At 65.3% G+C, this 22023-nt stretch carries 22 protein-coding genes; 4 read left to right on the top strand and 18 right to left on the bottom strand.

Annotation, left to right across the window (positions count from 1 at the left end; genetic code table 11):
• Positions 1 to 87 precede the first annotated feature (87 nt).
• Positions 88 to 1041, top strand: a complete 954-nt coding sequence (locus ACQ4WP_RS04580) for a chemotaxis protein (protein WP_282406805.1) — start codon at positions 88 to 90, stop codon at positions 1039 to 1041.
• Positions 1042 to 1111: 70 nt separating this feature from the next.
• Here the strand turns inward: ACQ4WP_RS04580 and ACQ4WP_RS04575 are convergent, their stop codons facing one another.
• Positions 1112 to 2008, bottom strand: a complete 897-nt coding sequence (locus tag ACQ4WP_RS04575; RefSeq protein WP_436518881.1) for an SMP-30/gluconolactonase/LRE family protein — start codon at positions 2006 to 2008, stop codon at positions 1112 to 1114.
• Between the two features lie 9 nt (positions 2009 to 2017).
• The gene (gene pgi, locus ACQ4WP_RS04570; RefSeq protein WP_436518880.1) at positions 2018 to 3682 is read right to left on the bottom strand and encodes a glucose-6-phosphate isomerase; all 1665 of its coding nucleotides are present in this window, start codon (positions 3680 to 3682) and stop codon (positions 2018 to 2020) included.
• Between the two features lie 335 nt (positions 3683 to 4017).
• Between pgi and edd the strand changes: the two genes are divergently transcribed.
• From edd to ACQ4WP_RS04555, 3 genes are all read left to right on the top strand, one after another.
• Complete coding sequence (edd, locus tag ACQ4WP_RS04565) at positions 4018 to 5931, top strand: phosphogluconate dehydratase (protein ID WP_436518879.1); 1914 nt, start codon at positions 4018 to 4020, stop codon at positions 5929 to 5931.
• 3 nt (positions 5932 to 5934) lie between these two features.
• Positions 5935 to 6564 carry a bifunctional 4-hydroxy-2-oxoglutarate aldolase/2-dehydro-3-deoxy-phosphogluconate aldolase gene (gene eda, locus ACQ4WP_RS04560; RefSeq protein ID WP_070260457.1) on the top strand — a complete coding sequence of 210 codons (630 nt, stop codon included), beginning with the start codon at positions 5935 to 5937 and terminating at the stop codon, positions 6562 to 6564.
• A gap of 76 nt (positions 6565 to 6640) precedes the next feature.
• Positions 6641 to 7153 carry a Rhs element Vgr protein gene (locus ACQ4WP_RS04555; RefSeq protein ID WP_436518878.1) on the top strand — a complete coding sequence of 171 codons (513 nt, stop codon included), beginning with the start codon at positions 6641 to 6643 and terminating at the stop codon, positions 7151 to 7153.
• Positions 7154 to 7173: 20 nt separating this feature from the next.
• On the opposite strand, the gene ACQ4WP_RS04550 is transcribed toward ACQ4WP_RS04555, so the two are convergent.
• Genes ACQ4WP_RS04550 through ACQ4WP_RS04475 form a run of 16 tightly spaced genes read right to left on the bottom strand, consistent with a single transcriptional unit; the run spans position 7174 to position 21958 of the window.
• Positions 7174 to 8193 (bottom strand): LytR C-terminal domain-containing protein, encoded by a 1020-nt coding sequence (locus tag ACQ4WP_RS04550; RefSeq protein WP_436518877.1) that lies wholly within the window; start codon positions 8191 to 8193, stop codon positions 7174 to 7176.
• 13 nt (positions 8194 to 8206) lie between these two features.
• The gene (locus ACQ4WP_RS04545) at positions 8207 to 9154 is read right to left on the bottom strand and encodes a type II secretion system F family protein (protein ID WP_436518876.1); all 948 of its coding nucleotides are present in this window, start codon (positions 9152 to 9154) and stop codon (positions 8207 to 8209) included.
• A gap of 19 nt (positions 9155 to 9173) precedes the next feature.
• The gene (locus ACQ4WP_RS04540) at positions 9174 to 10148 is read right to left on the bottom strand and encodes a type II secretion system F family protein (RefSeq protein WP_436518875.1); all 975 of its coding nucleotides are present in this window, start codon (positions 10146 to 10148) and stop codon (positions 9174 to 9176) included.
• Between the two features lie 10 nt (positions 10149 to 10158).
• Positions 10159 to 11526 carry a TadA family conjugal transfer-associated ATPase gene (locus ACQ4WP_RS04535; RefSeq protein WP_436518874.1) on the bottom strand — a complete coding sequence of 456 codons (1368 nt, stop codon included), beginning with the start codon at positions 11524 to 11526 and terminating at the stop codon, positions 10159 to 10161.
• Positions 11527 to 11578: 52 nt separating this feature from the next.
• Complete coding sequence (locus ACQ4WP_RS04530; RefSeq protein WP_436518873.1) at positions 11579 to 12730, bottom strand: CpaE/TadZ family protein; 1152 nt, start codon at positions 12728 to 12730, stop codon at positions 11579 to 11581.
• Positions 12731 to 12753: 23 nt separating this feature from the next.
• Positions 12754 to 13272 carry a TadE/TadG family type IV pilus assembly protein gene (locus tag ACQ4WP_RS04525; RefSeq protein ID WP_436518872.1) on the bottom strand — a complete coding sequence of 173 codons (519 nt, stop codon included), beginning with the start codon at positions 13270 to 13272 and terminating at the stop codon, positions 12754 to 12756.
• Positions 13273 to 13282: 10 nt separating this feature from the next.
• Entirely contained in the window at positions 13283 to 13750 is a 468-nt protein-coding gene (locus ACQ4WP_RS04520; protein ID WP_436518871.1) for a TadE/TadG family type IV pilus assembly protein, read from the bottom strand.
• Positions 13751 to 13757: 7 nt separating this feature from the next.
• Entirely contained in the window at positions 13758 to 15308 is a 1551-nt protein-coding gene (locus ACQ4WP_RS04515) for a pilus assembly protein TadG-related protein (RefSeq protein ID WP_436518870.1), read from the bottom strand.
• A 46-nt stretch (positions 15309 to 15354) separates the two neighbouring features.
• A complete protein-coding gene (locus tag ACQ4WP_RS04510) occupies positions 15355 to 15633 on the bottom strand; it encodes a hypothetical protein (protein WP_436518869.1) in 279 nt (92 codons plus the stop codon).
• Between the two features lie 9 nt (positions 15634 to 15642).
• On the bottom strand, positions 15643 to 17232 hold the full coding sequence (locus ACQ4WP_RS04505; protein ID WP_436518868.1) for a type II and III secretion system protein family protein: 1590 nt from the start codon (positions 17230 to 17232) through the stop codon (positions 15643 to 15645).
• Between the two features lie 22 nt (positions 17233 to 17254).
• Positions 17255 to 18103 carry a Flp pilus assembly protein CpaB gene (gene cpaB, locus ACQ4WP_RS04500; protein ID WP_436518867.1) on the bottom strand — a complete coding sequence of 283 codons (849 nt, stop codon included), beginning with the start codon at positions 18101 to 18103 and terminating at the stop codon, positions 17255 to 17257.
• Complete coding sequence (locus ACQ4WP_RS04495) at positions 18100 to 19446, bottom strand: DUF8689 domain-containing protein (RefSeq protein ID WP_436518866.1); 1347 nt, start codon at positions 19444 to 19446, stop codon at positions 18100 to 18102. The genes cpaB and ACQ4WP_RS04495 overlap by 4 nt, the downstream gene beginning before the upstream one ends.
• A gap of 31 nt (positions 19447 to 19477) precedes the next feature.
• Entirely contained in the window at positions 19478 to 20098 is a 621-nt protein-coding gene (locus ACQ4WP_RS04490; protein ID WP_436518865.1) for a methyltransferase family protein, read from the bottom strand.
• A 35-nt stretch (positions 20099 to 20133) separates the two neighbouring features.
• Positions 20134 to 20721 (bottom strand): prepilin peptidase, encoded by a 588-nt coding sequence (locus tag ACQ4WP_RS04485; RefSeq protein ID WP_436518864.1) that lies wholly within the window; start codon positions 20719 to 20721, stop codon positions 20134 to 20136.
• On the bottom strand, positions 20718 to 21788 hold the full coding sequence (locus ACQ4WP_RS04480; protein WP_436518863.1) for a phosphatase PAP2 family protein: 1071 nt from the start codon (positions 21786 to 21788) through the stop codon (positions 20718 to 20720). The genes ACQ4WP_RS04485 and ACQ4WP_RS04480 overlap by 4 nt, the downstream gene beginning before the upstream one ends.
• A complete protein-coding gene (locus tag ACQ4WP_RS04475; protein ID WP_436518862.1) occupies positions 21785 to 21958 on the bottom strand; it encodes a Flp family type IVb pilin in 174 nt (57 codons plus the stop codon). Before ACQ4WP_RS04475 ends, ACQ4WP_RS04480 begins: the two co-directional genes overlap by 4 nt.
• Between the last annotated feature and the right edge of the window lie 65 nt (positions 21959 to 22023).

Below are 22023 nucleotides of genomic sequence, written 5' to 3'. Positions count from 1 at the left end.
TCCGACGTCCGTGCGACGTGCAGTCCGCACTGCCCGCAGCATCACGGGTAGGCGACTTAACTTTACAAGACGGCTCAAGGGGACACAATGAATTCAATGCAGCAAGATGTCGATGAACGCACCAGCCTGACAGGCAATAACAAATTCGAGTTGTTCCTGTTCAAGCTGGGCACCAGTGATCACTCGACCAGCCGCGAACTCTTCGGCATCAATGTGTTCAAAGTCCGTGAAATCATGGAAATGCCGGCCATCACGGCGGTGGCCGGGTCGCACCCCCACATGCTGGGCGTGGTCAATATCCGTGGCCAGATCGTGCCCGTGATCGACTTGCCGATGGCTGTCGGCTGCAAGAGCAGCGGCTTGAAGATTTTGATGGTGACGGAATTCGCCCGTTCGACCCAGGCGTTTGCCGTGGAAGAGGTCGATGAAATCGTGCGCCTGGAATGGAACCAGGTGCTATCTGCCGAATCGAGCGTCGGAGGCGGCCTCGTCACCAGCATCGCGCGCCTCGATGGCGATACGGACAAGACGCGCCTGGCGCAAGTGCTGGACGTGGAGCAAATCCTGCGCAACGTGCTGCCGTCGGGCGACCCGGATGTGGACCAGAACAGCATCGGCCCGCAAGTGCGCTTGCCGGCCGGCGCCGTGATCCTTGCGGCCGACGATTCCTCGCTGGCCCGCTCGCTGATCGAGAAGGGCCTTGAAGCGATGGGCGTGCCCTTCATCATGACCAAGACGGGCAAGGAAGCGTGGGAACGTCTGCAGGCGATCTCGGCCCAGGCGGCGACCGAAGGCAAGACGGCGAAAGACAAGGTCGCGCTGGTGCTGACCGACCTGGAAATGCCGGAAATGGATGGCTTCACCCTGACGCGCAACATCAAGAACGATGGCCGCTTCGCCAACATCCCCGTGGTGATCCACTCGTCGCTGACGGGCTCGACCAACGAAGACCACGTCAAGGGCGTGGGCGCCGATGGTTATGTGGCCAAGTTTGTGGCGGCGGAATTGGCTGACACCATACGCAAAGTGCTGGCGCGGTAATCAGCGCGCTCGCATGTGAAAAAGCGCCGGCACCCGCGAGGGTCCGGCGCTTTTTCATGCTGGCAAACGATTAGGCCTGATACAGGTGTTCCGGCTGGCCCGCCACGTCCACGCGCACGGACAGCACGTGGCCCGTCAACGGGTAGTCGGCGAGTTCGGCGGCGGAACGGTTGTGGCTGGCGCTGGTGATGTACAGGGTGCGCAGGTCGGGGCCGCCAAAGGTCAGCATGGTGGGGCAGCGCACGGGCACGGTAATTTCACCGAGCACATGGCCATCGGGGGCGAAGCGTAAAATTTTTCCGCCTTCAAACATGGCCGACCAGTAATTGCCTTCGCTGTCGACGGCCGCGCCATCGGGGCGCCCGCCGTAGTCGGCCGCTTTCTTGTCCATGGCAAAACGCTGGAATGGTTGCGGCTCGGAAATGGCACCCGTGGCCGCGTCGAAATGGTAGCGGTCGATGCGGTGCGTGGTGGTATCCGCGTGGTACATGGTGCGCCCGTCGGGGGAAAAGCCCAGGCCGTTCGACACCGTCATGCCACCGGACCAGACCTTGCGCACTTGTCCCTTTTCCAGCACGAACATTTCCGCCGCATCGGCGCTGCGCGGCTCGAAAATCGTGCCGACCCAGAAGCGTCCGGCAGGGTCGACCTTGCCATCGTTGAAGCGTGTGGTGGCCATGTCGAACGGTGCCGGGGCGATTTCCACCAGGCTGCCCGTCTTCGTGTCGAGGTGGGCAAAGCCGCTGCGCAAGGCCACGATCAGACCGCCTCCAGCATTGATGGCCAGCGCCGACGGCTCCGTCGGCATGCTCCACTGTTCATGCTTGCCGCTGGCCGGGTGCAAACGGTGCACGGCGCGGCCATCGATATCGACCCAGTACAGGGCCGCTTCCTTGCCATGCCATAGCGGGCATTCGCCCACTTGCATGGCTTTGTCGCTGACTACCTTGATTTCGTAAATATTCATCTATCTCTTTTAGTATGCGGCTTTTGCGGCTTTAGCCAGCGCAATCAAGCCATTGGTCGAGCTGTCGTGGTGGTCGGGACGGGCTTCGCCCGTCAGTTCGGCCTGGATTTTCTTGGCCAGCACCTTGCCCAGTTCCACGCCCCACTGGTCGAAGCTGTTGACGTTCCACAAGACGCCCTGCACGAAGGTCTTGTGTTCGTACAGCGCGATCAGGGCGCCCAGGGTGGTCGGGGTCAGCTGGTCCATCAAGATGGTGTTGCTGGGGCGGTTGCCTGGGAAAGTCTTGTGCGGCACCAGCGCTTCGATCTCGTTCTCCGGCAAGCCTTGCGCCTGCAGGTCAAGGCGCACTTCTTCGCCCGTCTTGCCCGTCATGAAGGCTTCCGACTGGGCGAAGCAGTTGGCCAGCAGGGCGTCGTGGTGGCCAGGCAAATCGTGCGTGGCGCGCAGGGCGGCGATGAAATCGATGGGCGTGATGTCGGTGCCCTGGTGCAGCAGCTGGAAATACGCATGCTGGGCATTCGTGCCGCAATCGCCCCAGATGACGGGGCCGGTCGGCACGTCGACGGGCACGCCATCCTTGGTGACGCGCTTGCCGTTGCTTTCCATGTCCAGCTGTTGCAAATAGGCGGCGAAGCGGCTCAAGTCTTGGTGGTACGGCGCGATGGAAACGGAGCCGCAATCGAGGAACTGGCGGTTCCAGAAGCCCACCATGGCCAGCACCACGGGCATGTTCTGTTCCAGTGGCGCCTGGCGGAAGTGTTGATCCATCGCATGCGCGCCAGCGAGGAAGTCGCTGAAGTACTCGAAGCCCACGGACAGCGCCACGGCCAGGCCGATCGAGGACCAGACGGAATAGCGGCCACCGACCCAGTCCCAGAATGGGAACATGTTTTCCGGCGAAATACCGAAGTCGACGATGGCTTGCGAGTTGGTCGAGACGGCCACGAAGTGTCGGGCCAGGTCCTTTTCTTCGCCTTCGAGCAGGAACCAGGCGCGCGCCGTGTTGGCGTTGAGCATGGTTTCCGTCGTGACGAAGGTTTTCGAGGCCACGATGAACAGGGTGGTTTCCGGATCGACTTTGGACAGGGTCGCTTCCATGTCGTGCCCGTCGACGTTGGAAACAAAGTGCATTTCCAGGCCCGGGTTGGCGTAGGAGCGCAGCGCCAGGCAAGCCATTTTCGGGCCCAGGTCCGAGCCGCCGATGCCGATGTTGACGATGTCGCAAATCGGCTTGCCCGTGTAGCCGAGCCAGCTGCCATTGCGCACCTTGTTCGTAAATACCTTTACGCGTTGCAGCACATCTTGCACGTCGGCATCGATATCTTGCCCATCGACTACCAGCCTGGTGCCGCGTGGCGCGCGCAAGGCGGTATGCAAAACTGCCCGATGTTCGGTAAGATTGATTTTCTCGCCAGTGAACATGGCTTCGCGCTGCGCTTCCACGCCGCGCTCGCGGGCCAGATCCATCAGCAATGCCATGGCGGTGGCGTCGACCCTGTTCTTCGAGTAATCGAGCAGCAGGCCGGCCGCATCGACCGTCATGCTGGAAAAGCGCGCGGGGTCGGCCGCAAACAGCTGGCGCAGATGCACTTCGCGCAGGCTGGCGGCATGCGTTTGCAGGGACTGGAAACTGGCGGTGGCGGTGATGGCAGGAGTAGGTGCTGGCTGGCGCATGGCGGTCGGCTTGGGTGCTTGTCTCGGTTGAAAGGAGCGCGGCGCGTTCGTGGTGGCGAACAGCGGATCCGGCGTTGGTATGAGAATAATACATCAGAAAAACGTAATTTCACTACAGTTTGTGCCGGCGCACAGCATTTTCAGCGTTTTTTTCAGCGCTTTATGCATGCTGGAATAGATAGGCAAGCAAGACGAGTGGACGTGGCGCGCTGTTGTTTTGCCTTGAAAGGTCGTGGAAAAATGGATTATTTCTGCCACTGGCCTCTGCAAGAGTGCTTCTGCGCGACCATTTTGTAGTAAAATTTCACGAAATACTCATTTTTAAGGAAATCCATATGGCGCTGCATCCAGTAGTCGAATCCGTAACAGCGCGCATCATCGCGCGCAGCCGGCCATCGCGCGGCGCCTACCTGGCGCATCTGGATGCGGCCCGCATCCAGGGCGTGCAGCGCGGCGCCCTGTCGTGTACCAACCTTGCGCACGGCTTTGCCGCCTTTCCTGCCAATGACAAGCTGTCGCTGAAGGAATACAAGAAACCGTCCGTGGCCATCGTTTCCTCGTACAACGACATGCTGTCGGCGCACCAGCCCTTCGACGGCTTCCCGCAGATCATCAAGCAAGCCGTGCGCGAAGTGGGCGCCGTCGCCCAGTTCGCCGGCGGCGTACCCGCCATGTGCGATGGCGTGACGCAAGGCCAGCCGGGCATGGAACTGTCGCTGTTCTCGCGCGACACCATCGCCATGTCGACGGCCGTGGCGTTGTCGCACAATATGTTCGATGCGGCCCTGTACCTGGGCGTGTGCGACAAGATCGTGCCGGGCCTGTTGATCGGTGCGCTGCACTTCGGCCATTTGCCAGCCGTCTTCGTGCCGGCCGGTCCGATGACGTCGGGCCTGTCGAACCAGGAAAAAGCCAAGGTGCGCCAGCTGTATGCGCAAGGCAAGGCCACGCGCGAAGACTTGCTCGAAGGCGAATCGAAAGCCTACCACGGCGCCGGCACCTGTACTTTCTATGGCACGGCCAATAGCAACCAGATGCTGATGGAAGTGATGGGCCTGCACATGCCGGGCGCCGCCTTCATCACGCCGAACACGCCGCTGCGCGACGCGCTGACGGTGGCCGCCGCCCAGCGCGCCGCCGGCATCACGGCGCAAAGCGCCAATTACTTGCCAGTCGGCCATATCGTTGACGAGAAATGTATCGTCAACGCCGTCGTCGGCTTGCTGGCCACGGGCGGTTCGACCAACCATACCCTGCACCTGGTGGCGATCGCCAAGGCGGCCGGCATCGTCATCGACTGGAACGATTTCAACGAGCTGTCGGCCATCGTGCCGATGCTCACGCGCATCTACCCGAACGGCGACGCCGACGTGAACCATTTCCACGCGGCCGGCGGCACGGGCTATTTGATCCGCGAACTGCTGGACGCGGGCCTGCTGCACGACGACGTCAACACCATCCTGGGCCACGGCTTGCGTGCGCATTGCATGGAACCGTTCCTGGGTGAAGACGGCAAGGTTTTCTGGAAGGACGCGCCCGAGGTCAGCGCCGACGAGAACGTGCTGCGTCCCGCCTCGAACCCGTTCGCGCCGGACGGCGGCATGGTGCTGGTGTCCGGTAACCTGGGCCGCGCCGTGATGAAAGTGTCGGCCGTCAAGCCGCAGCACCGCACGGTGGAAGCGCCGGCGCTGGTGTTCAATTCGCAGGAAGAGTTCATGACCGCCTACAAGGCCGGCATCCTGGACCGCGATTTCGTCGCCGTGCTGCGCTTCCAGGGTCCGCGCGCCAACGGCATGCCGGAACTGCATGCGCTGACGCCGGCGCTGGCCAACCTGCAGGATGCGGGCCGCCACGTGGCGCTGGTCACCGATGGCCGCATGTCGGGCGCATCGGGCAAGGTGCCGGCCGCCATCCACGTATCGCCTGAAATCCTCGCCGGCGGCCCGCTGGGCCTGGTGCGCGATGGCGACATCATCCGCCTCGACGCCTTCACCGGCGTGCTCGAAGCGCTGGTGCCAGCCGACGTCTGGCACGCCCGTTCGCTGGTAACGGCCGATTTGTCGCCGAACCACGTCGGCATGGGCCGCGAGCTGTTTTCCATGTTCCGTTCCACCGTCAGCGCGGCGGAAGAGGGTGCCACCACCTTCGGCCTGCCGTCGCCGATTCCCACCACCGTCGCCTTGCACGACGCCGACAATGTCGGTGATACCGTACCCGGTTCCGATGAAGACTTTTTGGCTAGGAAATAAGAGATGACCATGACACTACTGGAAATTATGCGCACCTCGAGCGTGATCCCCGTGATTGCGATCGACGATCCTGAACACGCCGTACCGCTGGCGCGCGCGCTGGTGGCGGGCGGCATCCGCGTGCTGGAAGTGACCCTGCGCACCAAGCACGGCCTGGAAGCGATCCGCGCCATGTCGGCCGTGCCGGGCGCCATCGTCGGCGTCGGTACGCTCACCCGTCCCGAGGAATTCGCCCAGGCGCGCGATGCGGGCGCCGTCTTCGGCGTCTCGCCAGGCCTGACGTCGGCCCTGGTGGCGGCGGCGAAAAGCAGCGGCCTGCCTCTGCTGCCAGGCGTGATGACGCCGGGTGAAGTGATGGCGGCGCGCGAAAACGGCTTCCAGCAGCTGAAACTGTTCCCGGCCGTGCCAGCCGGCGGCATCGGCATGCTCAACGCCATCTACGGCCCCCTGCCGGACATCACCTTCTGCCCGACGGGCGGCATTTCGCAAGAGACGGCGTCGCAGTTCCTGGCATGCAAGAACGTCGCCTGCGTGGGCGGCTCGTGGCTGACACCGAAAGACGCGATCGCGGCCGGTAACTGGGACCGCATCACGGAAATCGCGAAAGCGGCCAGCGGTTTACGGTCGGCGTAAGCGGTACCGGCGCGGCAGGCTTTCATGCTTGCCGCGCTTTCTTCCCTCGCTTCCTTCTCTACTTCTCATGCGAGTCTTGCGCCGCCCCCTCACCATCGGCGAAACCGCCATGGCCCGCAGCGTCTTTCAGGGCGCCATCGACTACGCGCGCGTGCGCGTCGTGCGCGGCGCCTTTCTTCCGTTTGGCTTGCAGGACCAGAATACGGCGATGACGCCGCGCGGCAACCTGCACTTCATGCCGGCCCAGTACCGCGAGGATTTTTCCCGCGAAGGCAACAGCGGCAAGCTGTTCTTCATCCACGAAATGGTGCACGTGTGGCAGTACCAGCTCGGCTACTGCGTGCTGCTGCATGGCGTGCTGCTGGCGCTGTGCGGCGGCTACATCCGGCAGCGTGCCTACCGCTACGACGCGCAGGCGGGCGGGGTCCTGTCCGACTTCAACATGGAACAGCAGGGCGACATCATCGCCCACTACTTCGGTGCGCGCCAGCTGGGCATCCCCGCCTACGTGGCCAAGCTGCCGCAGCTGCAGGATATCCTGCAGGGCTTCCTGATCAATCCCGCCGACCGCCGCCTGCTGCCACGCTGATGCCGCCGCAGATGCTGGCGTTACTGCGCCATATTCGATGCCAGGCGTACGTCCGGCACGCGCAGGCTGGCTGCCGCATCCTTGCCCAGTAATAAACGCAGGTCGGCGCCCGCGCCGATGCCGCTGTCGGCGGCGGCCTGCAGCTGCGGCATGCCGCCCAAGGCCAAGGCCAGGGTGGCGGCCGCCTGCGCATGGCCGGGGCGGTAGACGATGCTGCTGGCCTGGACATCGTACGGCCGCTGGTTGCCCAGCCGCAGGACGCTGATGCCCATGCCACCGAGCATGCCGCGCATGCGCGCCGCCATCCCCGTTTCGCCATTGCCGTTGATGACTTCCAGCCGCGGCAGCGGCGGCGCCGGCGTGGCCGGCTTTACCGTGGCAGGCAAGGCGGTGCGCGCCGCCACGGGAGCGTCGCGCCAGCTCAGCGCAAAGATATTCGGCTGCAATTGCGTCAGCTGCAGGCGGCTGGCTGGGGCCGTTGGCGCCGGCGCCAGGTCGGGCGCGATGGTGTCCGTGGTGGCATCGACCGCATCGACTGTTCCGATGCTGCGCGCCAGCGCCGCGATGGCCAGATCCAGGTTGGCGCGCGCCGGCTGCTGGCCGTTGTCGAGCTGCAGCGACTGGCGCAGCACGGTCGCCGCCTGGGCATACTCTCCCTGCAGGTACAGCACGTAGCCGAGGTTGTTGTAGGTCCTGGCCGTCGGCGCTTCCTGCGCCAGCGCCTGCAGCATGCTGCGCGCCGTTTCCAGCTGGCCCAGCTGCGCGTGCAGCACGGCGGCGCCATTGCGCGCATCGGGCGACGTGGGCGTCAGCAGCAGGGCTTCGCGATACGCTGCCAGCGCCGCGCGCGGGTCGCCCAGTTCTTGCATGCGCTTGCCCAGTTTGCAGAAAGCGGCAGTGCGGGTGGCGGGACTGTCATCGATGCGCGCCTGCGGTGGCGCTTCGCGGTGACCTGGGCTGGCCGGGCCGGACAGGTGGCCGCAGGCGGGCAGCAGGCCGGCGCAGGCGAGCATGAGCATCAGGGTGGTGTGCTGTGACATGGCGGTTCTCCGGTCAGCTGCCGCCGCCCATGCTGGGCAGGAGCACGCGGTAAATTTGCAGGAAGGCTGGTCCCATCAGGACGACCAGCAGCGATGGGAAAATGAAAAAGATCAGCGGGAACAGCAGCTTGAGAGCGATCTTCGCCGCTTCTTCCTCGGCCATCTGGCGGCGCTTGGTGCGCAGCTGGTCCGACTGCACGCGCAGCGAGGCGGCGATGCTGGTGCCGAAGCGCTCGGCCTGGATCAGCATGGCCACCAGCGCGTCGACATCCTCGACGCCCGTGCGCAGGGCCAGGTTGCGTAGCGCCCGCTCCTTGGTGTTGCCGGCGCGTAGTTCCAGCATCACCAGATGTAATTCCTCGGCCAGCACGGTGCTTTTCAGGGCGATCTCGGCCGCCACCCTGGCCAGCGCTGCATCCATGGCCAGGCCCGCTTCCACGCACACCGTCATCAAGTCCAGCGCATCGGGAAAGCTTTCGAAGATATCGCGCTGGCGCCGCTTGATCATTTGCGCCAGGACAATATTGGGCAGGTAGTAACCGATGGCGGCCACGATCAGCAGCCAGAACAGGAGAGCTTTGCCCGCCATCTGGCTACCCGAGGCGCTCAATCCCAGGAACAGCAGCAGGGGTAGGCCGATGGCCAGCATGGTCTTGGCGGAAAAGAACAGGATGGGCGCCGACGCCTGGCGCAAGCCGGCATTCATGAAGCGCCGGCGCATCACGGAGCCCTCCCAGCCCTGGTCGGGAAGCGACAGTTTGGCCAGCGGACCGCTCAGGCGCACCATGCGCGCCAGCCAGGGGCTGGGCGCGGGTGTGCCAGGCGCAGCCGTGCTCTTGCCGCTGGCGTTGTCCATGCGCTGGCGCAAGGGATCGGGGGCAAAGCTGCGCATGGCGACCAGCACGGTGCCGAAGACAGCAATGAAGAGCAGGGCGAGAAAGGTGAAATGGACGGGGTTCATGAGGATTCTCCTTGCGGGCTCAGACACGGATGCGGATGATATTGCGCATGACAAAGACGCCGCACACCATCATCAGCAGGGCGGCGACGAGCATCTTGCGTCCGCCCGGGTCGACAAACAGCATTTCCAGGAACTGCGGATTGGTCAGGTGGATCATGGCCGCCGCGCCGAAGGGCAGCAGCGACAGGATCCAGGCCGACAGCCTGCCTTCGGCCGACAGCACGCGCACCTGTCCCAGCAGCTTGATGCGCTCGCGGATGATGCGGCTGATGCTGTCGAGCAGCTCGGCCAGGTTGCCGCCCGTTTCGCGCTGGATCAGCACGGCGATGACGAAATAGCGCAAGTCCGTGCTGGGCACGCGCGTGGCCAGGTTCATCAGGGCGTCCTGCATGGCGATGCCGAAATTGACTTCGTCGAAGGTGGCGCGAAATTCCACGGCCAGCGGCGCGTTCATTTCATCGCCGACCATTTTCAGGGCGGTCGGGAAAGCATGGCCGGCGCGCAGGGCGCGCGCCATCAGGTCGAGCGCATCGGGCAATTGCTGTTCGATGCGCTGCAGGCGCTTGGCCTTGGCGCGCAAGACCAGCAGCAGCGGCAGCAGGGCCGCGCCGGCCACCAGCGGCAGGCGCAGCAGCCACGGCACGCTGAAGTAGCTCAGCAGCAAAAACGCGGTGCCGGCCGTGGCCAGCATCACGCCGGCGAGGCTGGCCACGCTCCAGCTCAGGCCCGATTGCTCCAGCAGGCGGTCGAGCGCATGCACGCGGGGCACGCTGAGCAGCACGCGCTGCAGGGCCGGAGTGTCGCTCAGCAGGCGCTTCTTGATCATCGAGCTGCCCGTGTCGCCATGCGCGCCGGCCGACATGATGCGCAGGCGGCGCGCCACCCTTTCCGCTTCCGGGCCGCGCGAGGTGTTCCACGCCAGGTACAGGCCCTCGATCAGCAGCACCACGGCGATGAAGGTGAGGATGGCGAATACGTAATAGAGATAGTCCATGATGCTCCCCTTAATGGTACTGGCGGGCGGGATCGAACAGGGTTTCCGGCAGGCTGATGCCGAAGGCGCGCAGGCGCTCGAGGAAGTGCGGCCGTACGCCGCTGGCATGGAAATGCCCCTGCACCGTGCCATCCTCGCCGATGCCCGTCTGGCGGAAGGTGAAGATTTCCTGCATGGTGATCATTTCGCCCTCCATGCCAGTGATTTCCTGGATCGAAATGATCTTGCGCTTGCCGTCCGTCAGGCGCGCCACCTGCACCACCACGCTGACGGCAGAACTGATCTGCTGGCGCATGGCTTTCACGGGCAGGCCCGCCGAGGCCATGCTGATCATGTTCTCCAGCCGTGTCAGCGCGTCGCGCGGGGTGTTCGCGTGAATGGTGGCCATCGACCCTTCGTGGCCCGTGTTCATCGCCTGCAGCATGTCGAGCGCCTCGGCGCCGCGCACCTCGCCCAGGATGATGCGGTCGGGCCGCATGCGCAGCGCGTTGCGCACCAGCGCCCGCTGCGTCACTTCACCCTTGCCTTCGATGTTCGCGGGACGCGTTTCCAGGCGTACCACGTGCGGCTGCTGCATCTGCAGTTCGGCCGCGTCCTCGATGGTGACGATGCGTTCGGCCGTGCTGATGAAGCCGGAAATTGCATTCAGCATGGTGGTCTTGCCGCTGCCCGTGCCGCCCGAAATCAGGATGTTGACCTTGGCCTTGCCCAGCGCCTGCAAGGTGGTGCTCATTTCCTCCGTCAGGCTGTGCTTGAGCATCAGGTCGGCCAGCCGCAGGGGCTGGGCCGAGAAGCGGCGGATCGACATCACCGGACCGTCGATGGCCAGCGGCGGGATGATGGCGTTGACGCGCGAACCGTCGGGCAGGCGCGCATCGACCATGGGGCTCGATTCGTCGATGCGCCGGCCCACGCGCGAGACGATCTTGTCGATGATCTTCATCAGGTGGGCATCGTCGGTGAAGCAGATGTCGCTCAGCTCCAGGCGGCCATGGCGCTCGACATACACCTGGCGGTAGGTGTTGACGAGGATGTCGGACACGCCGGGATCGGCCAGCAGCGGTTCGAGCGGGCCGAAGCCGAGCACCTCGTCCTGGATGTCGCGGATCAGCGAGCGCCGTTCCAGCTCGTTGATTACCACATTGTCTTCCGTGAGCACGTCGCTGACGAGGATTTTCAGCTCTTCGCGTATCTGCTCGCGCGACAGGCGCTGCATGCCTTCCAGGTCGACGCGGTCGAGCAGCGCCTGGTGGGTACGGTGCTTGAGTTGCTGGTAGCTCTGGCTAGCTGCGCCCTGGTGCGCGGCATCGTCATTCAGGCTGGCGTCATCCTGGGCATAGCCCAGGCGGTCCCGCAGGGTGAGTTTTTCGGCAGTCATGGTCGGTCTCCGGTGAATGGGGCGTATTCGGCTTGAGTATCAGGCTGGGGCATCAGGCACGCGCCAGCAGCCGCGAAACCCAGCCTTGCGCGGCAGGCGGGGTTTCGCCGGCCAGGCTGGCGGCCAGTTCCTGCAGGGCGCGCGAGACGGGATTGTGCGACGCCAGCTTGAGGATGGGCACGCCCTGGCTGACGGAGGCCGCTACCGCCTCGTAGTGGTTGGGGATGGATTTGTAGACGTGCTTGCCATACGCCGCTTCCAGGTCGGCCACGCGGATGCTGTCGCTGCTGGCATAGCGGTTCAGGATCAGGCGAATCTTGTCTTCGCGGTAGCCGAGGCCACGGAAGACATCGAGCAAGCGCTTGCCGTCGCGCACATACGGCAAGGTTGCCTGCAGCACAGGGAAAATCAGGTCGGCCCGGTCCAGCGCGCGCACGCTGACGGGGTCGAGGCCGCGTCCCACGTCGAGCAGGATGTAGTCGTACTGGCTGCGCGCCAGGGTCAACAAACGGTCGATATGCTCCGCTTCGACGTCGGCCGCATGGGCGGGATCGTCGGCGGCGGCCAGCACGCTGTAGGCGGGCGTGATCTGGATCATGCTGGCGCTGAGCAGCGAGGCGTCGAGGCGCACGATCTGCTGCGACAGCTGCGACAGGGTGGTGGCCGGCTTGTGGTCCGAGACGAACAGGGCGGCGTCGCCGAACTGCAGGTTCAGGTCGAACAGCGCCACCTTGCGCTGCTCTCCGGCGGCCAGCGCGTAGCCGAGGTTGGCGGCGATGAAGGTGGCGCCGCTGCCGCCCTTGCACGAGACGAAGGCCAGCACCTGGCCTTTGCGCGTGACCTGCTTTTGCAGCTTGTCCTCGATGCGGCGCAGCGCGGCGCACAGGGTCGCGTCGTCGTCCGGCGGCAGCACTTCGCGCACGCCCGCGCGCATCGCGCGCAGCAGGAATTGCGGACTTTGCTGCGGACATTGCACGATGATGGCCAGGTTCGGATGGCGCCCGCCCAGCAGCTCCAGCCGTTCCAGCTCCGCCTCGCCCGTCTGCTCCTGCTCCAGCAACAGCAAGTCCGGCGTGACGCCATTGTCGAATACATCCGGTATGCTCGCCAGCAGCGCGACGCGGTCGGCCGCGCTGCGTTCGCGCAGCAGGCGGGTGAGCCGCTTGAGCTGGGCTTCATTCTTCGAGACGATGACGATATTCACTTGGCACTCCCTGGTAAAGGCATTCAGTTAATCTGGAAGCCCAGGCTTTCGGCGTGCATGACCACCACCGAGGCTGGCACGGCGATATTGAGAAAACCGAACAGGCTGACCATCGGCGTATAGCTGACGTTGTCGATCGACACGCGCACGCTGTCGATGCAGCTGGCCGTGCGCGTGATGTCGCCGCAGGCCGACAGGTTGTCGCCCGGGTCGAGCGGCGGCAAGGTCACTTCGGCGCCGCTCTTGTTCAGGTAGCGGATGGTGATGTTGGCGGCCGTCAGTTCCGGGGCGGCCGGCAGGGCCGTACCGCCAAACAGGGCCAGGGTCTTGACGGTGTCCGTCTGGTCGATCCAGCGCACCACCGCTTCGCGCGCGGCGCGGCGGCTCACTTCCTGCACCGTGTTGTACAGGTACAGCATGCGGCCGAATTCGAGGATGCCGAACAGCAGGGTGAAAAACAGCAGCGCCACCAGGGCGAATTCGACGGCGGCGGCGCCGCGCTGGCACCTGGCTGGGGGATACGATGAAAAGCGGTGGCGCATGGCGTTCTCCTTACAGCATGTAGCGCATGGTGGTGCGCGGCGAGAGCGGTGTGGCATAGCTGCTGGCCGCGCCGATCACGAAAGGCAGGTACTGGCCCACCGACAGCGTGTAGTTGACGACTTCGACGCGGATGCCGCCCGGCGCCGTGCCATCGGTGCAACTGCTGTCGTTGAACGCCGCGTCCAGGCAGGTGACCGTCACATTGGCCGTGGTGAAGTCGCTGATGCCGGCGCTGATGGCCGCATCGACCACCGTCTGCCTGGCCGCCGGCACGCCCTGCGAGGCGATGCCGGCCTTGGCCTTGACGGACATGTTGCGCGCCGCGTCGCGCGTGGCCTTGGTCAGCGCGTCGTAGTACCAGAAGGCGCGGCCGAAGCCGAAGATGCCGGCCAGCAGGGTGATTAGCAGGGCCAGCACGATGCCGAATTCGACGGCGGCGCCGCCGCGCTGTTTGAGGGGGGAAAGGTGGGTACGCATGGCCGCCTCACTTGTAGAGTTTGATTTCGGAATTCGGCACGGGCTCGATCAAGCCCGCGAACTCGACGTCGAGGCGCTTGGTGCCGCCGCTGAAATCGGCCTTCATCGTCATGAAGAATTTGCCGATGCCCACCGCGTCCATGGCGCCGCACGAGGCCGGCCCCACGGGGGCCGTGCGGCAATCGACCAGCACCACGTTGAGGATGCGCCGGTTGCGCTGGCCCGGATGGGCCCCCGATGGCGCCTGGAACGTGGGGCCGCTGGTCTGGTTGTACGGCGAAGGCGGTGTACTGGCAGGAAAGCCTGCGCCGGGGCTGACGGGGTAGCTGGCCGTGTCGAAGTAATTCGCCTTGGCCGTGCTGTACATGGGATTAGCGTTGCCGTCCGCGACGCTATAAGCCGTGCCGGCCTTGGCGGGGGTGGCGCCATTGCTTTGGTAGGCGGGGCCGTAGGACCACAGCACGCCGTAGCCGGCGAACTGCGCCTGGGCGGCCGTCACGGGCGTGGTGAAGGTTGGCGGCAGGCGGTAATTCGGTTTGCTGCCGGCCAGGCTGACCGACTGCTGGTTGGGCAAGGTGCTGGCGCCCGGCTCCATCCAGCCGGTAGGCGGCGAGTTGGCCGCGCTGGCGACGCAGGGGGACGAGCCACCCTTGCATGGATATTCCTTGATGTTGGTATCGGGCGGTGCCGTCGCGGGGTCGCACACGGACGGCGAGGAGTAATCGTCGAAGCGCGAATTGAGGGCGGCCGCTATCTTGCCGGCGCTCAAACCCGTGTTCGTGTAGACCTTGCCCGAGCCGCTGCTGACGACGGCGCTGCTGCCCGTACACATGAACGGCGCGGTGGAATTGGCGCTGGAATGCGAAGAATCGCAGGCGCCAGGGGGCGCATCGACAGGGTTGATCAGGTAGGGGTCGGACGGGCCGCCCAGCGGATTGAGGCCGAACAGGTTGTAGGTGACGCCGCGGCGAAAGCCGAATTCCACCAGTTCCGTCAGGCCCGTGCCGGCCGGTGCAGCCGGATACGTGTACTGCGCCGTCTTGTTGGCCGGATCGACGGCGCACACGCCGATCGGCGTGACGTCGTTGACGAAGCGGCCCGCCACGGCCATGCCCGAGGTGCTGGTGCTGGCGATGCCGGCGATGCCCATCAGGTAGGTGGCGAAGGTCTTGCTGCCCGTGTCGACGCGGATGAAGGTCATTCCCTGGGGGCTGGTGCGGGCGCTGGCGCCGGACGACCAGGGACCGTCCGGGCTGGGGCCGAAGCCGATGTTGGCGGCCGTGATGGTCAGTGTGGTGGAAAAGTCGTAGCGGTTCTTCTGCGCGATGGCGATGGCCTTGGCTTGCGCGTTATCGATGCCGGTGGCGCTTTGATTGAGTTCCACTGCCCCTGCCAGCGCCGAGCTGTCGGCGCCGTTCTGCAGTTCCGTCTTGGCGATGTACAGGTGGCCCAGGTCCAGCACCAGGCCACCCATGGCAAACAGCACCACCAGGGTCAGCCCCAGCACGATGGCGATCGCGCCCTGCTGCTTGTCGTGCCTGCGGAATACGGTGTTCATGGCTGTCTCCTGGTGGCCTGGGGGGAGTGCATCGCGGGATTGGCGCCTACTGGCGTCCGCCCACGCCGATGGTGAAGACATTCGGTTGCGGTTCCGGCGCCGCAAACGATTTCTGGTAGCGCTGGTAGGCGCTGGCGCCGGCCTTGCCGTCGATGCCGCTGACCGGGTTGGCATTGCGGTAGGCGTCCGGATACATGATCTGCTGGGCCTTGAGCAGGGCTACCGATTCGCCAAAGTGCGAATCGAGCACGGGCGTGGTGGTGGCGGTACAGCCGGCCAGCAGGGCCAGCAGGGTGGCGCAAGGCAGGCAATGTGCGGTTTTCATGGTGTTCTCCTATTTGAGGTCGAAGCCGGCGGCAGGCTGGGGCGCGGCTGCTTGCGGCTGCATGGGCGCTGCTGGCGCTGCGGGGGCGGGCGCGGGTGCGCTGCCTTCCATTTTTCCCTGCATGAATATGTCGCCGCGTGTCGGCTGGATGTAGCCGTCGGTGGGCAGCTTGTAGTCGGCCGGCAGCGGCTTGACCAGGTGCGGCGTGATGATGAAGACCAGTTCCGAACGGTCCGTCTGGAAGTCCGTGCTGCGGAACAGGGCGCCCAGCACGGGCACTTCGCCCAGGCCTGGCAGGGCCTTGATATTGCTGGTTACATTGTTCTTGATCAGACCGCCGATGGCGAAGCTCTGGCCATCGAACAGCTGCACCGTGGTGGTGGCGCGCCGCGTCGTAAACGAAGGCAGGATGGCCGTGGCCGAGATGCCGGTGGCGGTGATGCCGATGCCGTCCTTGTTCAGGTCCGACACTTCCGGCGCCACCTTCAGGTTGATGCGTCCCCCTTCCAGCACGGTGGGCGTGAATTTCACGGCCACGCCGAACTCCTTCTCTTCCAGCGTGATGGTGGGTACGCCGTTATTGTTGGTCTGGCTGACGGGGATGAAGATTTTGCCGCCGGCCAGGAAGCTCGCCTCCTGACCGCTGATGGCCATGATGTTCGGTTCGGCCAGCACCTTGATCAGGCCATCGCGTTTTTGCGCGTCGAGGTTGAAGAAGTTGTTCTTGCTGGCGCCGCTCAAGCCGCTGGGATTGTTGCTGAGCAGGCTGGACAGCAGCGAATACGACCAGCTGCCGATGGTCTTGTTGATACCCAGGCTGGCGCCCAGCTGGTCGACCAGCACCTTCGACACTTCGGCCACCTTCACTTCCAGCATCACCTGCTGCGGCGCGGCGATCGACAGCAGATTGATCACGCGCGGCATGCCCGCATCCGGCGCAGCTGCGGGAGCGGGAGCGGAGGCGCCTGCGGCTGGCGCGGCGCCGGAGGTGGCGCTACCGCTGCGGGCGCTGCGCTGCACATAGGCGTTGGCCAGCGACAGGGCCTGGTCGGCCTTGACGACATCGCTGACCATGCCCGACAGGATCAGGGTGTCGCCTGCCACCGTGACGTGGATTTTTTCGTTCGGCAGCAGCTCGGCCATGCGTGCCTGCAGGCTGCTGCTGTCGATGCCGACGGCCAGGTCGATGATGGTGGCGTCGTTGCTCTTGTTCCACAGGATCAGGTTGGTGGTGCCGACGGAACGTCCCAGCAGGTACACCTCGTTGGGGTTGAGCAGGATGACGTCGGCGATGCGCGGGTCGCCGACAGACATGCGGCTGGCGGCAAACGGCAGGCGCATCAGGGTCGACTTGCCTTCGGCCAGGCTCATTTGCGGCGCCATTTCGGTGCGGCCGGCGCGCGATTCGCTTTGCGGCGGCGTGGACTTGGGACGGACGGCGGCCCGGCTGCTCCTGGCTGTGCCGGTTTCAGCGGCAACAGCGATGGTGGTAGCGGCGACGGGTTCGCTGCGTGCCTGGGGCGCCAGGGCGCCGATCATGGCGAGGGCAAGCGCCAGGCTGAGTACCCGGCTTCCGCTTGCTGTGCAATATGTGCTCATGGCGTGACTCCTCTGGTGCAGGTTAGAATTGTTGGGAGCTGCGTTCCAGCCCCTTGATGACATCGACGCGTGGACCGGCCTGTGGCGCAGCTGCGGCGGCAGGACGGCGACGTGGGAGCGGCTTGGCTTGTGCCATGGCGGCGGGGGCGGCAATGGCGACTTTTTCATCGAGCAAGCTGGACTTGGTAGCGCCCTCCGTGTTGACGGGCTTGTCCTCGACCTGATTGCGCAGCACCAGCGACAGGGTGCCCACGCTGCGCGCCAGGTCGAGTTTTTCCGCCTGCTCCGGCGTCAGCTCCAGGGTCACGGCGTTGACCACCTTGGGTTTGGTGTCGTCGCGGCTCGATTCCTGGGCAATGGCCAGCACGAGTATGCGTTCGAGCACGATCTTGGAAATGTTCGGATCGCGGTCCGGCGTCTTGCGCGCCCCTTCGCCCTGGGTATTGACGAGGATGTCGACGAAGTTGCCGGGCAGGGCGAAGCCGGCCACGCCCACCACATCGTTGACGCGCACGGTCATGGCGCGCTTGCCCTCGGCGACGACGGCCGACAGGCCGCCTTGCGTGCCGGGAGGCGCCAGCTTGCCTTCCATGATCGGTTCGCCGTGCTGGATGCTGGTGCGCGTGACGCGTGTTTCCAGCAGTTTCGGATCGTTGATGGCGCCCGGCGGCAGCGCGTTCGATGGCCAGTCGACCATGCGCACCATGTCGGGCGTGAGGCGTGCCCCCAAGCTGATGTCGACCTGGGCCACGGCCACCTTGTTGATATTGCCCGAGGCTTGGGCATTGATCCAGCGCGCGGCCACGATGACCGCGGCGAACGCCAGGATGACCGCGATGGCCATCATCGTCAGAGCGCGTGCGTTTCTCATTTTGCTTCCCCTTTGTGCTGGACCGCTGCCGGTCCGTTATGTGTGCTTGCAAGGTCGTCATCGCTGCCGAAATAGTTTTCCCATGCCCAGAACAGGATTTCCGGAGACAGTTGCGCCGCGTGGTCTTCATAGCGTGCCTGGTCGCAGATCTGTGCCAGGATGTCGCGCGGATAGCAGGCCAACAAAGGCCGCCGGTACTGGCTGTGCAGGTGCAGCAGATAGGTGTACGAGGCTTCGTCGAAATTGATGCCCAGCTGGGCGCAGGTGCTGCGGAACACGGCCAGGTAGTGGTAGGCGCTCAGGGGGCCCACGTGAATCTTGTAGCCGATGCGGCGCAGGAAGGAGTCGTCGGCCAGGTGCTGCGGCGCCAGGTTCGACGAGAACACGACGATGACGTCGAAGGGCACGGGGAACTTGTAGCCCGTGTGCAGCGACAGGTAATCGATATGCCGCGCCATTGGCACGATCCAGCGGTTCATCAGCTCCACAGGCGAGCAGCGCTGGCGGCCCAGGTCGTCGATGATGAAGATGCCGTTGTTGGCCTTCAGGTGTGGCGGCGCCTGGTACAGCCGGTTGCCCTGGTCGAATTGCAGGTCGAGCATGTCGAGCGTCAGCTCGCCGCCCGTCAGCACGGCGGGGCGTTCGGCGCGCACCCAGCGGGGGTCGGGCGGCACGGAACCGCCGCGCGACAGGGTGTGCAGCATGGGGTCGAGGAAGGGCAGCACTTCGCCATCGACCATCACCGCATGAGGTAGGGCGATGGCGCCGCTGAGCAGCCCGTTCAGGCGCTCGGCCAGGTAGCTCTTGCCGCTGCCGGCGGGACCGTGGAAGAACAGGGCGCGCCCGGAGTTCATGGCTGCACCCAGCTGGTCGAGCACGGCCGAACTGGCCACCACGTCGCGGAATTCGCGCTGCACGTCGTCGCGGGTGACCTGCATGTGCGCCACGCTTTGCGCCAGCACCTGGTTGCTGTAATCGGCCAGGGTGACGGGGGCGGGGCCGCTGTAGGCATTGCGGCGCATGTACTCGGCGGCGCGCAGGCGGCCCTGGTCGCCCAGCAGGTAATACAGGTCGGCATCGGTGCCGTTGCCGCCGTTGCGGCGCGCTTCGCACAGTTTTTCGGCGCGCATGAAGGTCAGCAGCGGTTCGAGCACGCCGGCGCCCAGTTTGACGTGCGTCGACAGGGCGGGCAGGCCGATCTGGCCGCGCAGGAAGAGTATCTTGACCAGCAGTTCGACCAGGAACAGGAAGGGCAATCCCGTTTCCTCGACCGTGCGTGGCGCGCGCTTGGCGGCCGGCTCGATGCCGCCGCCGTCGCTGCGTTCTGGATAGGTGTCAGGCATGATGTGTACTCCTCGCTCGGGTGGCCGGATGTCAGAAGATGTAGGGCAGCAGGCGATACTTCACCTGGCGCATGTAGACGCGATAGCGCACGTCGGTGGACAGGAAGCGTTCTTCGCGCAGCAGGCGCGCCACCATCATGGCCATCGTCGCGACATAGGTGGCGGTATTCGCGGGCGAGGTATTGGCCAGCAGGTAGCCGCTCAGGGAAATCAGGTAGCTGGCATACAGGGGATGGCGTATCACGCGGTAGACGCCGCCCGTCTTGATCTCGCGCTGCGCCGCCACCAGGCCGAAGCTGCGGTTCAGCGACAGCAGGCCGGCGATCTGCAGCAGGCTGCCGATGGCCAGCAGGTAGCGCGCGCCGGGCCAGATGGCCATGTCGGCAGGCGAGAGGAGGAACGGGGCGAAGGTGGCGCCGATGGCCAGCAGCCAGTCGCCCGCATTGGTGGAGACGCTGACGGGGGCCGAGCGCACGATGAAGAACAGGGCAGCCAGGGTTTCTGCGGCGCAAAACAGCAGGTAGCTCCAGTCGCCGCTGCGCAGGAATCCCATCACGTGGGCGCTGGCGAAGAAGGTCCACAGGCCGGCCATGGCGATGCTGGTGAGCAGGCTGGCGCGGCGCGAGTGGCAGAGGGTGGCGAGGGTGTCCATGGTCAGGTCCTATGTTGGCGGGCAGGCGGCGCGTTTCAGCGCAGGCTCCACAGATGGGTGTAATGCAGGAACACCTGCAGTGCGGTGCCGCTGGCAATGGCGAAGGCGTAAGCCAGCTTGCCGGTGGCCGGTGGCGGCTCGGCGATCGTGGCGGCGCCGCCGGCAAGGCTGTGCAGCAGCGCGCCCAGCATCATGTGATAGGTGTTTTTCAGCACCTGGCGCAGGCGCTGGCCTGCCAGCGCGGCGGCCAGGGCCAGCACGCCGCCCGCCAGAAAGGTCAGCAGGGCCGCTTCCAGCACGGCATCGGGGCCGAGGAAGGCGCCGCACATGGCCATCAGCTTGACGTCGCCGGCGCCCAGGGCGCGCAGCAGGTACATGGGCAGCAGCAGGGCCAGTCCGGCAGCGGCGCCGGCCAGCGCCTGCAGCAGTCCCAGGCCGCCGAAGGCTGCGTCGAACAGGCCGGCGCCGGACGGCACGAAGCTGTTCAGGATCAGTCCCGCCAGCGTACCCCACAGCACCAGCAGGTTGGGGATGCGGCGCGTGCGCAGGTCGTGCCACAGGGCGGCGGCGAGCAGGGTGGCCAGCACGGCCAGGCACAACAGCATGGGCAGGTGGGCGTTCATGATGTCAGTCCTCCCTTGCTCATGCAGGGCACCGTGGCCTTGTGCATGGCGGGTACCGCGGCCTGGCTGCCCAGCAGCCGTCCCACCAGGTGCCACACCAGCGCCGCGCCGGCCGCGCCCACATAGCCGTCGAGCGCATAGTGCCAGCCCAGGTGGATGGAGCCGAGCAGGATCAGCACGGCGAAAGCGGACAGGGCGAGCCCGGCGGCCCGGCTGACCCGCCAGCCCATGATCGCCATCAGCACGGCCGTGGACACGTGCATGCTGGGCATGGCGGAGATGCCCAGTTCGCCGTTCGTACCCTTGCTTTGATAGCCTTGCCACAGCATGTCCTGCACCTGCAGCGCCCACACGGGGACGTGCTGGTTGGCGTCATGCAGGTAGGCCATCAGCGGCGCATACGGGTCGCTGGCATGCAGGTGGCCGTAGTAGCAGGGGCCGACCGAGGCAAACAGCACGGCCAGGATGCTGCCGAGGGCGATCCAGGTCAGCGCAAAGCTGAGCAGGAACTGCATGCGCAGCAGCGGGCGGCGCGTATCGAGGATGAGCCAGTACAGCACGGCGTAGAACAGGAAGAACCAGAAGTGGTAGCTGAAGTTGAGCAGGCCCGTGACGAACGGGTGGCCCAGCAGCGGCTGCAGCCTTTCCCATGGGGCCTTGCCGCCATGCAGCGCGATGTCCCAGGCGGACAGGCTGGCATCCCAGGTGTAGGGATGCAGGCGCGGGATGGCGGCCTTGAAGACGGTGAAGCTGGAGGCAAAGACGGGGATCAGCAGCATGGCCGGCAGCGCGTGCAGCAGGCGCTCGTTGCTCAGGTAGCGGCGCAGATCATGGTACAGGTAGTGGCACAGGCGGTGCGGGCGTTTCATCACCATGACATGGATGGTGTAGCCGCACAGGATGAAGATGGGGCCCGTGAGGATGGCCACGAGGAAGCCGGCCAGCACGTTGAGGGTGTCCGAGGCGCTGGGCAGGCGGCCAGCCAGCAGTGCCGCCGTGGCGGCATACAGCAGCACGATCAGCAGCAGGGCACGGTGGGTGCGCAACGCGGCGCGCAGGGTGTTCATGACAGGGCCAGGACCACCTGGTCCTTGACGTAGACAAACAGCAGCTTGACCTGGTCGCCGAGCACGGTGATCGTGATTACCAGCACTGTCGCTATCAGGCCCGCCAGCAGCGCGTATTCGATCGCTGTGACGGCCGACTCGTCGGATACACGGCTGAAGAGAGATTTCACGATGGGCCTCGCTATGCGTCATCAAGGTGGGTGTGCCGGAGCGTGTCGGGGCGATACGTCCGGGC

It is taken from the genome of Janthinobacterium lyxosi (genome assembly GCF_051380665.1).
Classification (GTDB): Bacteria; Pseudomonadota; Gammaproteobacteria; order Burkholderiales; family Burkholderiaceae_D; genus Janthinobacterium.
This window is presented reverse-complemented; position numbering and strand designations above follow the sequence as displayed.

Excerpts from the sequence above, each read along its gene's own strand:
- cpaB (WP_436518867.1), bottom strand. The coding sequence starts at position 18,103 with ATGAGAAACGCACGCGCTCTGACGATGATGGCCATCGCGGTCATCCTG.
- ACQ4WP_RS04490 (WP_436518865.1), bottom strand. The coding sequence starts at position 20,098 with ATGGACACCCTCGCCACCCTCTGCCACTCGCGCCGCGCCAGCCTGCTC.
- ACQ4WP_RS04515 (WP_436518870.1), bottom strand. The coding sequence starts at position 15,308 with ATGAACACCGTATTCCGCAGGCACGACAAGCAGCAGGGCGCGATCGCC.
- ACQ4WP_RS04495 (WP_436518866.1), bottom strand. The coding sequence starts at position 19,446 with ATGCCTGACACCTATCCAGAACGCAGCGACGGCGGCGGCATCGAGCCG.
- eda (WP_070260457.1), top strand. The coding sequence starts at position 5,935 with ATGACCATGACACTACTGGAAATTATGCGCACCTCGAGCGTGATCCCC.
- ACQ4WP_RS04510 (WP_436518869.1), bottom strand. The coding sequence starts at position 15,633 with ATGAAAACCGCACATTGCCTGCCTTGCGCCACCCTGCTGGCCCTGCTG.
- ACQ4WP_RS04480 (WP_436518863.1), bottom strand. The coding sequence starts at position 21,788 with ATGAACACCCTGCGCGCCGCGTTGCGCACCCACCGTGCCCTGCTGCTG.
- ACQ4WP_RS04520 (WP_436518871.1), bottom strand. The coding sequence starts at position 13,750 with ATGCGTACCCACCTTTCCCCCCTCAAACAGCGCGGCGGCGCCGCCGTC.
- edd (WP_436518879.1), top strand. The coding sequence starts at position 4,018 with ATGGCGCTGCATCCAGTAGTCGAATCCGTAACAGCGCGCATCATCGCG.
- pgi (WP_436518880.1), bottom strand. The coding sequence starts at position 3,682 with ATGCGCCAGCCAGCACCTACTCCTGCCATCACCGCCACCGCCAGTTTC.
- ACQ4WP_RS04505 (WP_436518868.1), bottom strand. The coding sequence starts at position 17,232 with ATGAGCACATATTGCACAGCAAGCGGAAGCCGGGTACTCAGCCTGGCG.
- ACQ4WP_RS04485 (WP_436518864.1), bottom strand. The coding sequence starts at position 20,721 with ATGAACGCCCACCTGCCCATGCTGTTGTGCCTGGCCGTGCTGGCCACC.
- ACQ4WP_RS04575 (WP_436518881.1), bottom strand. The coding sequence starts at position 2,008 with ATGAATATTTACGAAATCAAGGTAGTCAGCGACAAAGCCATGCAAGTG.
- ACQ4WP_RS04525 (WP_436518872.1), bottom strand. The coding sequence starts at position 13,272 with ATGCGCCACCGCTTTTCATCGTATCCCCCAGCCAGGTGCCAGCGCGGC.
- ACQ4WP_RS04535 (WP_436518874.1), bottom strand. The coding sequence starts at position 11,526 with ATGACTGCCGAAAAACTCACCCTGCGGGACCGCCTGGGCTATGCCCAG.
- ACQ4WP_RS04580 (WP_282406805.1), top strand. The coding sequence starts at position 88 with ATGAATTCAATGCAGCAAGATGTCGATGAACGCACCAGCCTGACAGGC.
- ACQ4WP_RS04550 (WP_436518877.1), bottom strand. The coding sequence starts at position 8,193 with ATGTCACAGCACACCACCCTGATGCTCATGCTCGCCTGCGCCGGCCTG.
- ACQ4WP_RS04540 (WP_436518875.1), bottom strand. The coding sequence starts at position 10,148 with ATGGACTATCTCTATTACGTATTCGCCATCCTCACCTTCATCGCCGTG.
- ACQ4WP_RS04545 (WP_436518876.1), bottom strand. The coding sequence starts at position 9,154 with ATGAACCCCGTCCATTTCACCTTTCTCGCCCTGCTCTTCATTGCTGTC.